Annotated in this window: 11 protein-coding genes and 1 tRNA gene; 4 read left to right on the forward strand and 8 right to left on the reverse strand. The window is 38.0% G+C overall.

All coding sequences use genetic code 11. The features are described 5' to 3' along the window. Window positions 1–40: 40 nt before the first annotated feature. The 8 genes from ACSSV9_RS07320 to uppS are packed head-to-tail and all read right to left on the reverse strand — an operon-like array spanning window position 41 to window position 8429. Window positions 41–808 (reverse strand): lipoate--protein ligase family protein, encoded by a 768-nt coding sequence (locus tag ACSSV9_RS07320; protein WP_437346590.1) that lies wholly within the window; start codon window positions 806–808, stop codon window positions 41–43. Next, window positions 805–1584: an acyl-ACP--UDP-N-acetylglucosamine O-acyltransferase gene (gene lpxA, locus ACSSV9_RS07325; protein ID WP_437346591.1), complete on the reverse strand. Its 780-nt coding sequence runs from the start codon at window positions 1582–1584 to the stop codon at window positions 805–807. The genes ACSSV9_RS07320 and lpxA overlap by 4 nt, the downstream gene beginning before the upstream one ends. A 3-nt stretch (window positions 1585–1587) precedes the next feature. Then, complete coding sequence (locus tag ACSSV9_RS07330; RefSeq protein ID WP_437346592.1) at window positions 1588–3003, reverse strand: bifunctional UDP-3-O-[3-hydroxymyristoyl] N-acetylglucosamine deacetylase/3-hydroxyacyl-ACP dehydratase; 1416 nt, start codon at window positions 3001–3003, stop codon at window positions 1588–1590. Then, window positions 3003–4058, reverse strand: coding sequence for a UDP-3-O-(3-hydroxymyristoyl)glucosamine N-acyltransferase (gene lpxD / locus ACSSV9_RS07335; RefSeq protein ID WP_437346593.1), 1056 nt, complete (start codon window positions 4056–4058; stop codon window positions 3003–3005). Before lpxD ends, ACSSV9_RS07330 begins: the two co-directional genes overlap by 1 nt. Before the next feature lie 6 nt (window positions 4059–4064). Further along, window positions 4065–4565, reverse strand: coding sequence for an OmpH/Skp family outer membrane protein (locus tag ACSSV9_RS07340; protein WP_437346594.1), 501 nt, complete (start codon window positions 4563–4565; stop codon window positions 4065–4067). Between the two features lie 11 nt (window positions 4566–4576). After that, window positions 4577–5107, reverse strand: coding sequence for an OmpH/Skp family outer membrane protein (locus tag ACSSV9_RS07345; protein WP_437346595.1), 531 nt, complete (start codon window positions 5105–5107; stop codon window positions 4577–4579). Between the two features lie 30 nt (window positions 5108–5137). Then, window positions 5138–7627: an outer membrane protein assembly factor BamA gene (gene bamA / locus ACSSV9_RS07350; protein ID WP_437346596.1), complete on the reverse strand. Its 2490-nt coding sequence runs from the start codon at window positions 7625–7627 to the stop codon at window positions 5138–5140. After that, a complete protein-coding gene (gene uppS / locus ACSSV9_RS07355; protein WP_437346597.1) occupies window positions 7596–8429 on the reverse strand; it encodes an undecaprenyl pyrophosphate synthase in 834 nt (277 codons plus the stop codon). The genes bamA and uppS overlap by 32 nt, the downstream gene beginning before the upstream one ends. 208 nt (window positions 8430–8637) lie before the next feature. On the opposite strand from uppS, the gene ACSSV9_RS07360 reads away from it, so the two are divergent. The 4 genes from ACSSV9_RS07360 to porU all read left to right on the forward strand — a co-directional run bounded on the left by ACSSV9_RS07360 (window position 8638) and on the right by porU (window position 14056). After that, window positions 8638–8711 (forward strand) — tRNA-Glu (locus tag ACSSV9_RS07360). A gap of 57 nt (window positions 8712–8768) precedes the next feature. Further along, window positions 8769–9416 carry an endonuclease III gene (gene nth, locus ACSSV9_RS07365; RefSeq protein ID WP_437346598.1) on the forward strand — a complete coding sequence of 216 codons (648 nt, stop codon included), beginning with the start codon at window positions 8769–8771 and terminating at the stop codon, window positions 9414–9416. Then, window positions 9413–9979 (forward strand): HDIG domain-containing metalloprotein, encoded by a 567-nt coding sequence (locus tag ACSSV9_RS07370; protein ID WP_437346599.1) that lies wholly within the window; start codon window positions 9413–9415, stop codon window positions 9977–9979. Before nth ends, ACSSV9_RS07370 begins: the two co-directional genes overlap by 4 nt. A gap of 171 nt (window positions 9980–10150) precedes the next feature. After that, complete coding sequence (porU, locus tag ACSSV9_RS07375; RefSeq protein WP_437346600.1) at window positions 10151–14056, forward strand: type IX secretion system sortase PorU; 3906 nt, start codon at window positions 10151–10153, stop codon at window positions 14054–14056. Window positions 14057–14059: the final 3 nt, after the last annotated feature.

Genomic DNA, 14059 nt, shown 5'->3' on the forward strand with positions numbered 1-14059 from the left:
GTGCTTTGAATTTACAAAAATTTTGAATGGAAAAATAATATTATGACTGCTGGAATGAAAACTCACTTTTATAATTTTTTACCGAGTCAAATTTAATATCCCAGAATTTAGCAAAACCTTCTTTTAGACATCCTATTAATTTGTAGTAATCAGTTTTAGCATTTGTAATCGATTCGATTTCGATTGTCTTTGAATTCATTTCTTGACGTAAAGCGGTTCGTGTCGATTCGTCAACTGCAATAAATTCAGGAAGTCGACGATGGAATTTTCCACACAAAATGGAGCCGTGTTGTAAAATTACCTTATCCAATTTACGTTGTGCACTTCCAACAATTTTTTTTCCGCGGAATTTAATTTCGTTTTTTGCAGTACTGCCAAAACAGAGAACGCCTTCGGGCTGTTGAAGCAGGGAAGGGAAGTGGGGACTTTCATCTTCGAGCGAAAGTTCATCGAAAACAGGATCGTATAATTTTAATCCTTCTATCAGCGCAAGTGAAACGGCTTTGTAAATTTTCTTTGGAGTCAATTCATTAGAATAAGGAATTATAACAGAATATGTTATTTCTTCGGCATGTAAAATTGCTCGGCCGCCTGTAGGTCTTCGCACAATATCGATCGATTCTTTAGATGCTTTTTCCAAATCGATATCTTCAAATTTTTGATTGGCGCCGAGCGATATGCAGTAAGGGTTCCAACCGTAAAGCCTGAAAAATGCTTCGTCAGGGCGGCATGAACGGGCGAGTGAAAGATCAATGTCCATATTTTCTCGACCCGATTGAACGCTGTATTCAATCAGATGCCATTTCATTTTCGCAATATTCCGCGTTCGGAATTTTCGATAAATCTGATGATCGAGGCTACGTATTCATTGGATTGAAAATTAGATTTCAGTTTATCCAGAGCATTACGAAATGTAAGCCCGGAAAGATAAAGTATTCTGTAAGCTTCCTTAATTGCATTGATTGACTCGTTCGAAAAATTTCTTCTACGAAGTCCAACAACATTCAAACCCATGTAACGTGCTGGGTAGCCGCTGGTCATTACAAACGGCGGAACATCCATATTGACCATCGAACCCCCGCCAACCATAGCGTGCTGACCAACCTTACTGAACTGATGAATTGCACTCAATCCACCGATTATAACATTATCTTCGATGGTTACATGGCCCGCTATTTGAACTCCGTTTGAACAAATCACCTTGCTGCCAATTGTACAGTCGTGAGCAACGTGTGTGTATGCCATCAATAAACAATTTTGACCAATAACCGTTTTGCCAGTGGCTGTTGTTCCTTTGTGAAGTGTTACAAATTCTCGCACAACAGTATCGTCCCCAATAATTAGATATGTTTCTTCTCCGTTGTATTTCAAATCCTGCGGTAAATTGGAGACCGACGCTCCTTGAAATATTTTAACCCTGTTACCGATTCTTGCGCCGTTATAAACACACGCATGCTGTCCAATAGTTGAGTCGTCACCAATTACCACGTCGTCTTCAACTATGGCATAAGGACCGATTGTAACATTCTTGCCAATTTTTGCTTTTGGGCTTACAATTGCAGTAGGATGGATGGTGGCTGACATAATTTATAAGTCTTGTTTTTTATTTTCTTTGTCGATAATAGCTCCCATAAATTCGGCTTCGGCAACAAGAGTGCCGTCGACGTAGGCAGCTGCTTTAATTGAAAAGTATTTTGATTTCTTAGATATCAATTCGGCTTCCATAACTAATTGATCACCAGGGACAACCGGTTTTCTGAACTTTGCGTTATTAATGCTCATGAAATAAACAAGATGTTTGTCGGGATCAATAAAAGAATTGAGTATCATGATACCGCTAACCTGCGCCATCGCCTCAACAATCAAAACTCCTGGCATGATTGGTTGCCCCGGGAAGTGACCCTGGAAGAATGGCTCGTTAATAGTTACCGATTTTACACCAACGACTCTTTTGTCGAGTTCGAGGTCGATGATTTTATCAACCAGCAGGAATGGATAGCGGTGTGGAAGAATTCTTTGAATTGCATTGGCATCGAATACCACGCCTTCCTTTTTTACGAACTGATATTTTTTAACAAGTTTTTTCTGTTGATAAAGAGCACGTATTTTTTTTGCAAATTCAACATTTGCTCTGTGACCGGGGCGAGCTGCGAGTATCTGAGCTTTTATCGGGGCGCCGATTAATGCCAGATCACCTATCATGTCGAGGAGTTTGTGTCGTACAGGTTCGTTCTTGAAACGTAATTTATTGTGGGATAAAAAACCTTCGTGTGTTACAGATACATCAGGGGGAAGTTTAAGTTTTTGTTTCAATCTATTGAGACCTTCTTCGTTGAGTTCATGATCTACAATTACAACCGCATTATCGATGTTACCACCTTTGATCAATCCCTGGTCGGCTAACATTTCAACTTCACTTAAAAAACAGAATGTACGTGCCGGTGCAAATTCCTTGACAAATTCTTTTTCGAGATTAAACAATCCAGTGTGCTGACTGCCGAGCGCAGGATTCTGATAGTCCACCATAATTGTTATACGATAATCATTTAGTGGCAGGGCAACAATATCAATCTGGTTCTCTTCGTCATGATACATAACTTCCTGGTCAATAACCAGATAATCTTTTGGAGTCTCTTGAGTGACAAACCCGGCTTCGAGCAATTTTTCTACGAACGGCATTGCACTTCCGTCGCCAACAGGTGGTTCAATACCGTCAATTTCTATAATTATATTGTCGATTTGGAGACCAACAATTGCAGCCAGTACATGTTCGACAGTGTGCACTCTTGCTTCGCCAACTGCCAATGTAGTACCTCTGGAAAGGTCAACTACATAATCGACGGTGGCTGGAATTTCTGGGTTGCCGCCAAGGTCTACTCTTACAAATTTAATTCCATGATTATCTGGTGCAGGTTTGAAAGTAATTGTACATGAAGTGCCTGTATGAAGTCCCGTTCCCGAAAGCGAAACGGGTTTTGCAATAGTTCGTTGGAGTTCGAGCATTAATTACCTTTCCTTAATTCTGAAATTTGACTCTCCAAAAATGCAATTTTTTCTTCTAATTTCTTAATCTTTTCTGCATACTTTGGCAGGTTTCTCATGTGGGCTTCCATATGGAGCTGTTCGGACATCTCCTGAGCCGGAGTTCCTCTATATTTCCCCGCTTTTTTTATCGACTTTGATACACCGGATTGAGCACCAATTATTACACCATCAGTAATTTCAATATGTCCCACAAAACCGGATTGTCCAGCAATCATACAGTGTTTGCCTATTTTAGTACTGCCTGAAATTCCTGCCTGTGCAGCAATTGCAGTGTGCTCGTCGATTTGAACGTTGTGAGCAATTTGAACTAAATTGTCGATTTTAACTCCTCTTCTTATTAAAGTAGAACCGATTGCTGCCCGGTCAATCGATACATTAGAACCAATTTCAACATTGTCTTCGATAACGACGTTTCCAATTTGGGGTACTTTTTCGTATTCGTGTTTTTGATTCATAACGTATCCGAAACCATCGGAACCGATACATGTATTTGAATGAATTATCACGTTATTGCCGATTGAAGTATTCTCGCGAATGGTAACATTAGGATATATCAGACAGTTATTACCTATTGTAGAATTTTCCATTATTACAGTATTATGCAGTATGACTGAATTATCCCCAATTTTACATCCAGCTGAAATTACAACATTTTTTCCGAGTGTAACGTTGTTGCCAAGTGTTGCTGTTTTGTCAACTGAAGCCGAAGAGTCAATGCCCTGAAACTTTATAGTGGGTTTTAAGAATGTCGAAATTATTTTTTGTATTGCAACGTTTGGATTATCAATTTCAATGTAACTTAAGTCGGAGCGAGTTTTTTTGAATTTCGGGCTGATAATTACAGCCGAAGCCTTAGTGGTTTCGAGAAATTTTTCGTATGCGGGAAGATAAAGAAAAGTAAGATCGCCTTCGCCGGCTTCTTCAATTTTTGCAATGTTGTAGATTTCGAGTTCCGGATTTCCGATAACAGTACCGCCGACAAAGTCGGCGGCTTCTTTCAATTTTATTTTCATAGTATTTCATTTTAATTTTTCTAAAACGAGATTGGTCACGTCGTATTCTTCTTTTGCATAGAGAAACATAATATCGCCGCTCTTGTCGAAAATGAAGTCGAAGTCGTTTTCTTTTGCCACTTCTTCAATGGCATTGAAAATTCTATTTAAAATCGGTTTGTCGAGTTCCTCTTTTTTCTGGAAGAGTTCACCTTTGACGCCGAATTTTTCCTGCCGAAATTTGGAAATTTGTTCTTCTAATTGGACCAGTTCTTTTTCGATTTCAACGCGCTTTTGTTCACTAAGAATTAATTTCCGCTTTTCGTAATCTTCATATTTGGTTTTCCAGTCTTTTTCCAATTTATTTAATTCTTCCTGCCATTCTTTAATTATGGCGTCGAGTTTTTTCTGGGCGTCCTGAGCTTCGGGCAACTGGCTCATAATTGCTTCACTGTCGACATAACCGATTTTCAGTTGTGCAAAAGAGACCGAAGAGAAAGCAAGTATTAATAATAATATTTTCTTCATAACCTTAACTTTTATTTTTTGCCTCTTTTAAGAAGATCAAGCACTTTGAATGTAATATCGAACTGCGGGTCAGCATAGAGAACGACAACGTCGCCCGCTTTGTCGAGCACATAGTGCATTCCCTCTTCTTTTGCAATCTGTTCAATTGCTTCGAATACTTTTTCTTTAACTGGAGCCATCAGCTGTTCCTGACGTACGAAATATTCACCGTTTGGTTGAGAAAATTTTTGTTCTCTGAATTGTTGTATTTTTTGATCTTTTTCAACGAGTTTTTGCTGAGCTTCTTTTTGTTTTTCCGGAGTCATAGTTTGCGCTTGTTTCTGGAAATCAGAATAAGCCTGCTGAAGGTCTGTGGTCATACTGTCTACCTGTTGTCTCCATTTTGCAACCAATGCTTCTAAATCACTTTTTGCCTTGATTGCCGCAGGATATTGAGCCAGAATTGTTTCGGAATCAACATATCCCACTTTTAATTGAAACGGCTGATTTTGTCCGAATGCAACAACTGCTGATAGAAGTAGGAGTAATAATACTTTTTTCACGATAACCTCATTATTTTATTTATTGATAAATTATAAACCTTGTCCAAACTGAAAATGGAAAATCCACTGTGGATCTTTCCCGTCAACGCTTCTGCGGTCGAAACCATAACCATAATCGAAACCGATTAAACCAATAGGATTAATTAGTATACGAGCACCAATACCTACAGAGCGTTTCAAATCAAATAAATTTGTTTGTTTGATGTCGAAATATACATTACCTGCTTCAGCAAATGCCAAAAGATAAATAGGAATCGGTTCGAGTGCAAGGGCAGCTCTCAGTTCGAGCGTATTCTTAAACATAACACGGCTTCCAATGATATTACCCTCGCTGCTAACAACGCCGAGACTTCTGTCGTCGTATCCGCGCAATGGAATGGTAGCTATTATCATTCCGCTGCCGCCCATATAATAAAAGTCAAATGGATTTATATGTTTATAATCTCCTAAATTGTGGATGTAACCGAGTCTCATTCCGTTGTAAAGAACTATCCTGTTAGTATTAAATAAAGATTTATACCAATCTGTATTTAATTCCACTCTATAATAATCGACATTGCCAGGTAGAATCGGTCCGCCTGAAAGCTCCAGGTTCAATGAAAATTTTGATCCGCGTGATGGAAAAATTGGATTATCGATGTCGGTACGAGATAAAATAGTGCTCACTGTATATTGTCTCGTTAACCCTTCGGGATAAATATTGGCTCCGTCGATAGTATTGTTGTACTGAAACTTAAAGCCGCCTTGAATATAGAAATAATCGTCGGGCCAAGTAAGGCGTCTACCAACCCGAAACGAAATACCCGACTGTCGCATGTCGTACACATATCGTTGACGTGTATCGTAAAGGTCGAAGCCGACAGAAGTAGGAGTGTCCATTAGCCAGGGTTCTGTGAAACCGAGTGTGAATGTTCGATAAAAATTGCCCACGCCAAACTGCCAGTTGAAATTCAGGATCTGTCCACCGCCCATCTGAAACGGTTCTGTAATTGAAAAGTTTGTGAGTGTAAAACCAATTGCACCGCTGAATCCAAATGCGCCACTATAACCAACAGAAGCATTCAAATAGTCGCTCGATTTTTCCTGTACTTTGTAAATTAAATTTACCGTACTGTCGTTTACCGGTCGATAATCAAAACCGGATTTGTATAATTCTTCAGCATTGAAGTACTGCAGGTTTGCCAGTTGCTGAAGACTACGAAGAATTAAAGCGCGGCTGAAGTAATTGCCGGGAATTGTATATAATTCACGCCTTATGACTTTATCCTTTGTTTTGTCGTTTCCCTGAATATCAACCTTGCCGATTTTGAATCGGTTGCCTTCGTTGACTGTTATAAGTATGTCAATCGAATCGGGTTCAACTTTAACTTCTTTTGCCTGAAGATTGAAACCGAGATAACCGTTGTCCTGATAAAGCGACGATACATCAGTCTGTTTTTCATTGTAATGTAAGTTGGTATTAAATTTTTCGTAATCGAAAATATCGCCTTTACGAAAACCGAGTCGTGCCGAAAGTAAATTATCGTCATAAACTGTGTTCCCTTCCCAGACCAGATTTCTTATTTTATACTGAGGTCCTTCATAAACATCGATTACTATATGAAGGTCCTGCTTATCGTTTGTATAATAGATTGAATCTTTGAGTATGACAAAATCGCGGTAGCCGTTTTTCTGGTAGAATTTTGTGAGTAAAGTTTTGTCTTTTTCGTAGTCTTCCTTTTTAAAATTTCCCGAGGACCAGAATTTCCACCATTTTTTGATTTTAGTTTCTTCAAACTCACTAATCAAATCGTCGTCGTCGAAAGCTTCGTTACCGTTAAATTCAATGCTGCGTACTTTAACTTCTTCTCCTTCGTCGATGTCGAGAACAACAAGTACTCTGCGTTTAATTCTTTCGACTGAATTAATTGAAATAGTTTTTTCTTTATCGTAGGTGGTTTCGTAAAAATCGTCTGGATTATCTTTATTTTGCCAGGTAATTTTAATTTCGTCGTCTGAAGTATCAGCATCAAAAAAATGGAAATAGAGTGGTTTTATTTTTGCATTTAGATGCCCTTCGTCGATGTAGAGGTCGTAAATTTTTGTAATAATCTTTTGTACTTCCTGCGCTTTGAGAGTCTGCCCTCTGACAATTGTAATTACTTTATTTATGTCCGATTCACTCAGTTCGTCGTTACCACGAAATACAAACTGTTCAAGTCTCGGATATTCTTTTACGATAATTTTCAGAAAGATTCCATTTTCTATCTTTTTTTCTGCTATTATCTGGACATCTTCAAAAATGCCGAATTTCCATAAGTTCTGGATTGCATTGTTTGTTTGATCACCGGGGATTGTAATATCATCGCCCACTTTAAGATTGCTGCTTGCAATAATTGTATTTGGGTCTGCCGTGTTACTTCCTTCGACTGTAATACCTAAAATTTTATAAGTGTTTCTTTGATACTGCGGATAAATTAAGGACGACGTGATCGCCAGAATAAAGAGACTAAAATTCAATAATTTTTTTGATATCGCCATTATTATTTCTACTTATATTGAGTAAACCGTTATTTTTAATTTGCTCGCTTACCATACCGAATCTTCTTTCTCTCGATTGATAATCGGCGATGGCTTCAAGCAAATGCTTGCATCTGAAATCTGGCCAGAGAACATTGGAAATAAAAATTTCTGAATAAGCAATTTGCCAGAGTAAAAAATTGCTAATTCGAAATTCGCCGCCGCTCCGTATCAACAAATCTGGGTCGGGCAGACCGGCAGTATTTAAAAAATTAGAAACAAGATTTTCGTCAATACTGTTTTTGTCTACTTTTCCACTTTCGACGTGCTCGATTATAGTTTTAATAGCTTCAACAAGTTCCCATCTGCCACTGTAACTAAGCGCGAGATTGAGAGTCATTTTTGTATTCCCGGCAGTTTTGGCAATCGCAATGTCGAGCTCGTTTTTTACTATGTTCGGTAAAATATTTTTGTTACCAATGGTTGTAAGACGGATATTATTTTGATTTAGTTCGTCAGTTTCAGTTTGAAGGCTTTTAACAATAAGTCGCATCAAAGTGGAAACTTCGTCCTTTGGACGGCGCCAATTCTCTGTTGAAAAAGTATAGAGTGTAAGGACATCCACGCCGAGCGCTACGCAGGCTTCTACAACAATTCGAACAATTTCGACTCCTTTTCTGTGACCGGCCACTCTGGGTAAATTTCTCTTTTTAGCCCATCGACCATTACCGTCCATGATGATTGCAATATGACGCGGTATATTTCCCTTGCTTTTGATTTCTTCGATAGCCTGAAGTTCTTTATTTGTCAGTTTTTTCCTCAAAGTAGATTTTTAACCCCCAGTTTGAAATAAAAATAGTCGCACTTTATACAATTATCAAGGCAAATTGTTGTCATTTAATTTCTATAATTTATTAAAAAGAGCGAAAGCAAAGATATTAATTTTTTAACGATATATCGATGTTTTGTAAAATTTAATTTTAAGGAGGGCAAAAGATATAAAAAAATTTTATTTTTAGAGCCGTAATAATGGCGCGTTCGTCTAGCGGTCGAGGACGCCGCCCTCTCAAGGCGGAGACCACGGGTTCGAATCCCGTACGCGCTACTAATACTTTGAACGAACTAGAACGTAATTCCTCTATCTTATACCAAATGGGACAGGATGAATCCCGAAGAAAAAAGAGCCCGAAAAATTTTTCAGATTCTCAAAGAAGAATATCCTGATGCAAAACCGGCTCTCAATTATAAATCCCCTTTTGAACTTCTGATAGCAACAATATTATCCGCTCAATGCACAGACGAACGCGTCAATATCGTTACTGAGAAATTATTTAAAAAGTATAGAAGACCGGAAGACTATCTTAAGGTTAATAACGAAGAACTCGAAAAGGATATCTTTTCAACTGGCTTTTATAAGCAAAAGGCAAAAAGTATTAAAAACTGTTGCAAGGAATTGATCGAAAAATACGAGGGCAAAGTGCCGGTTGATTTTGAAGCTTTGACGAAATTGCCGGGAGTGGGAAGGAAAACAGCCTCTGTGGTAGCCGGCAATGCTTTCGGTATTCCTTCAATAGCAGTCGATACGCATGTTATTAGATTGTCTAATTTGCTCGGGTTTGTGAATACAAACGACCCAAAGAAAATTGAAATTAAACTGAAGGAATTATTGCCAGAAGAATTATGGATTGTTTCTTCGCACCTTTTAATGAACCACGGCCGTAAAGTTTGCATAGCCCGTCGTCCCCGATGCGAAGAATGCATTATATCAAATTATTGCCCTTCGAAAAACAAAAATAAGGTGGTCAAATGAACGATAAAATGAGAAATAGAAGTTATTGTTTTGATTTATTGAAACAGTATACGAAAAGCGAAAGCCTCATAAAACATGCTCTATCAGTTGAATCCTGTGTAAGAGCTTATGCTGAAAAATTTGGAGAAGACGTCGAATACTGGGGTAACGTTGCATTGCTGCACGATTTCGATTACGAAAAATATCCAACTGCAGAAGAACACCCTTTCAAAGGTGCTGAAATTTTGAGAGAACTCGGTTTCGAGGAAGAATTTATCGATGCAATCCTTTCTCATGCTGATTATACCGGCGTCGAAAGAAATAATCTTTTGAAAAAGACTTTGTATGCCTGCGACGAACTTGCCGGATTTATTACGGCCGTTACTTATGTCCGTCCATCGAAGTCGATTGATGAAGTAGAAGTTAAGTCTGTATTGAAGAAAATGAAGGACAAAGCTTTTGCCAGAACCGTAAACAGGGAGGATATTAAAAAAGGTGCAGAAGAATTAGGAATACCACTTGACGAGCATATTCAATTTTGTATCGATGCAATGAAAAAGAATAAAGAAATTCTTGGGCTGTGAAAACCCTCTGCTATTTTTTCTTAAATGGAAAATGTTTGATTTAAACTTGACAAGTTGATACCATCTTCTATAAATTTGATTCCCAAAATATCAGGGAGAAATATTATAGAGAATTTCCGCTACCTTAATTTTGTTTATTTTTAATGTCTATCTAAAAAAATAAGTAATCTGATGAAAACAAAATTCTCTGTAATATTTCTCATAATATTCACGTCGATTGCAGCAGGCCAGGATATACATATCCTCAAATCCACTAAGTCAGAGTTTGTTTTCGACTACGTTCCAAATATAAAAGACACAAACTTTTTCGTTTATAATGGGAAAAATTACGTCACACTGGATATAGAGGGAACTTATATTGAAAATGAAAACTTTCCGGATTCGGTACAATTACCCGTTAGAGAATTCAAGCTCGGTGTTGACAGCGAGACGGGAAATACAATTCAGATATTATTTGTTGAAGAAAGCCAGATTGATGGAATTTATTCATTCGATAAAACACCAGATATTTTACCGCAGCAAAGAAAACGTGATTACATCACATTCGGCGAGTATGGACTAATTAGGAATTTGCCATTCCAGTCATTTTTAATTTATCCCGTACGCATTGATACCGAAACGGGCAAGACGCATATAATTAAAAGAATGAGGGTACGAATTAGTTTATTTTCCTCTAATGTTGAAAAAACTTTTGTGGCAGATTCGATTTTACAATTTTCAGTGCTTAATTGGTCAATTGCTAAAAACTGGGGAATTAAACAAAATCGTCTTTCGAAAGTAAATGTTCCGATATTTTCGTCAGGTAAATGGTTCCGTTTCGAAGCCAATGAAGAAGGGATTTATAAAATAGATAAATCTTTTCTCGAATCGATGGGCATCAATATTGCTGAAGTCGATCCCAGGACAATTAAGATTTATTCCTTAAATGGTTACGCTCTACCGGAAAATATTGAGGACGAATCGATTGGTTTCAACGAAAACGCAATATACATCAAGGACGAAGAAGATGGAGTTTTCAACGACGGTGACTATATTTTGTTTTATTCGAGAGGAATTCAAGCCTGGGAATACGATAAGAGTAGATATGCAATTCAGAGAGTCAAAAATCCATTCACGAGAAAAAATTACTTCTGGCTTACTTTTGGAGGTAATAAAGGAAAAAGAATGCCAGAAAAACCTTCGTTAAATTCGTCCAGCGCTTATAAACAAAGTACAACCCTTGCTTATGTTTTTAGTGATAAAGACAGTGTTAAAATTGCTGCATCGGGAAGAGATTATTTTGGAGATGTGTTTTCCGCTACGCGCCGTGAAAGAATTTATTTGAATACTTTGTACGGCCTGGTACCTGGTACAAAGATCAATTATAAATTCAGACTTATTAATACTTCTTCGGATTTTATTAATTACACCGTAAGAGAGAGTAACCAGCTGATTTATTCTGGCTCAATTTCATTAAATGCCAGGTATTCTTATACATACGGAATGCAGAGTGTCGGCATGGCTTCCTATTCGAACCAATTAACGGATAACCGTAGTAATTTAAAATTCACAATCAATACAAATATTTCTACAGCCAGCGTCTATATCGATTATTTCGAAATTGAATATCAAAGGTATCTGCAATCGACGATGGATTACCTGATATTTTTCTCTAAAGATACTACAGCAACCGTTGAGTATAGAATAACCGATTTTTCGAATAGCGATCTCTGGGCTTTCGATTTAACCAATCCGTACAACGTTAAGATAATCACTGGAGCTTTTATAAGTGGTGGTGAGATAAGATTTCAATCACTGGAAAACAAAAACAGTGTGTCGAAATATATAGCGTTAAATTCATCTGCTTTCAAAACTCCTGTAAACGGAGCACAAATTACGCCGACGGATATTTTGAGTAATACAGCTGGCAGTCAAATGATAGTGATTACAAATAAATATTTCAAAGAGCAGGCAGAAAAGTATGCTGCATATAGAAGTTCGGAATCGCCTGACCCTCTGTCGACTTCAATTTATTATGTAGACGATATTATGAATCAATTTAGTGGAGGTATGCTCGATCCTACTTCTATACGTAGTTTCCTTAAATATGCATACGACAATTGGCAGACAAAGCCCCATTATGTTCTTTTCTTTGGAGATGGAGATTATGACTATTTAAACGTGGTGCCTGAAGATATCGACAAAAACTTTGTGCCCACTTATCAAACCATCGAATCGCTCAGTGAAATTAACTCATATTCGACTGATGATTACTACGCCAGAGTTTCCGGCATCGACAAAGCTGTAGATTTAGCTACGGGTAGATTGGCTGTCCAAACGCTCTCAGACGCCGAGGCAGTTGTCGATAAAATAAAAAAATATGAACAGGAATCATCTACCGGACCGTGGCGTTATCGGATAACGTTAATTGCGGATGATGGCCTCACATCAGAAGGAGACGACGCAGCACTCCACACGCGGCAGTCGGAAGAACTGACCCTTAGAAAAATATCGAGTGCATACGATTTAAATAAAATTTATCTTGTCGCTTATCCGACAGTTATTACAGGACTTGGAAGAAGAAAACCGGAAGTAAACAAAGCTATCGTCAATGCGTTCAATAACGGTACTTTGCTTGTGAATTATATCGGTCATGGAAATCCCAATACATGGACTCATGAATATGTTTTCGAAAAAGCTACGACAATTCCCCAACTAAAAAATTCAGAGTTTTTCTTTCTCACAGCCGCTACCTGCGATTTCGGAAAGTATGACGATTTGAGTGAACAAAGCTCAACTGAATTAATGGTCAATATGCCTGATGGCGGTGCAATTGGAATTTTTACAGCTGCACGCGTTGTTTATGCAACTTCCAACGCAGCAATAAACGACACTTTTTATACGCATCTTTTCAAACGTACAACTGAAGGAAAACCAATACGAATTGGCGATGTTTTTATGCTCACAAAACAAAATCGTACGGCAATAAACGACGAGAAATTTCATCTGTTTTGCGATCCAGCACTCAGGCTAAAAATTCCTGCTGATAATGCCAGAATCGATTCGGTTAACGGTACACCGGTCAATAAAACAGTTCAAATTAATGCCCTCGGAAATGTGAATATTAAAGGGTCGGTAGGCACTAATTCTACCACCAATTTCAACGGCGAAGCTATTATTAGTGTTTACGACTCCGAAAGGAAAGTTTATTATGATGAAATAGGTTATACCGTTACGATGCCAGGTGGTTTGATATACAGAGGCAGATCGTCTGTCGAAAATGGCAAATACAGCACAGAGTTTATCGTACCCAAAGACATTTCATACGAAAATAAAAACGGCAAGATCACCGCTTATGTTTTCAATGAAAATAATGATGCTGTCGGTTACACCAATAATGTTATTGTCGGAGGAACAAATCCAAATGCAATTAACGACGGTAAGGGTCCAGAAATAGAAATTTATTTTGATAATGAGGAATTTGACAATGCGTATCTTGTTAATTCCGATTTTACACTTATCATTAAATTATTTGATGAAACCGGTCTCAATACGACTGGAACCGGCATTGGTCATAAACTCGAAGGGATACTGGATGGAGACGAAAACAATGCCATCGATTTTACGAATTACTTCGTTGGAGATTTGAATTCCGGCGGCAAATCGGGAGCGGTTATGTATAAATTTACATCCCTTACTGAAGGCGAACATAATATTAAAATCAAAGCCTGGGATGTATTTAATAACTTTTCCGAAACCGAAGTCTTCTTTACCGTTGTAAACGAAAACGATGAATTATATCTGAGAAATGTTTATAATTATCCGAATCCTTTTTCGTCCTCAACCACTTTTACATTCCAGCACAATGCAAATAGCGCTTTGGACGTAAAAATTAAAATCTACACCGTATCAGGAAGATTGATAAAAGAAATTGAAGAATACTCGGTGATGGACAGGTTTGTTCGAATTGACTGGGATGGCAGGGACGAGGACGGGAATTCATTGGCAAATGGAACTTATTTGTATAAAATTGTAGCCCACACTACCGACGGTTCTTACAAAAAGAGCGCACTCGGTAAGTTGTCGATAATAAGATAAAAT

This window comes from Melioribacter sulfuriphilus (assembly GCF_051488685.1).
Classification (GTDB): Bacteria; Bacteroidota; Ignavibacteria; order Ignavibacteriales; family Melioribacteraceae; genus Melioribacter.

Bases quoted from the DNA above. Each gene is read 5' to 3' on its own strand.
- bamA (WP_437346596.1), bottom strand. From the start codon at position 7,627: ATGGCGATATCAAAAAAATTATTGAATTTTAGTCTCTTTATTCTGGCG.
- porU (WP_437346600.1), top strand. From the start codon at position 10,151: ATGAAAACAAAATTCTCTGTAATATTTCTCATAATATTCACGTCGATT.
- lpxA (WP_437346591.1), bottom strand. From the start codon at position 1,584: ATGTCAGCCACCATCCATCCTACTGCAATTGTAAGCCCAAAAGCAAAA.
- ACSSV9_RS07330 (WP_437346592.1), bottom strand. From the start codon at position 3,003: ATGCTCGAACTCCAACGAACTATTGCAAAACCCGTTTCGCTTTCGGGA.
- ACSSV9_RS07320 (WP_437346590.1), bottom strand. From the start codon at position 808: ATGAAATGGCATCTGATTGAATACAGCGTTCAATCGGGTCGAGAAAAT.
- lpxD (WP_437346593.1), bottom strand. From the start codon at position 4,058: ATGAAAATAAAATTGAAAGAAGCCGCCGACTTTGTCGGCGGTACTGTT.
- ACSSV9_RS07370 (WP_437346599.1), top strand. From the start codon at position 9,413: ATGAACGATAAAATGAGAAATAGAAGTTATTGTTTTGATTTATTGAAA.
- ACSSV9_RS07340 (WP_437346594.1), bottom strand. From the start codon at position 4,565: ATGAAGAAAATATTATTATTAATACTTGCTTTCTCTTCGGTCTCTTTT.
- nth (WP_437346598.1), top strand. From the start codon at position 8,769: ATGAATCCCGAAGAAAAAAGAGCCCGAAAAATTTTTCAGATTCTCAAA.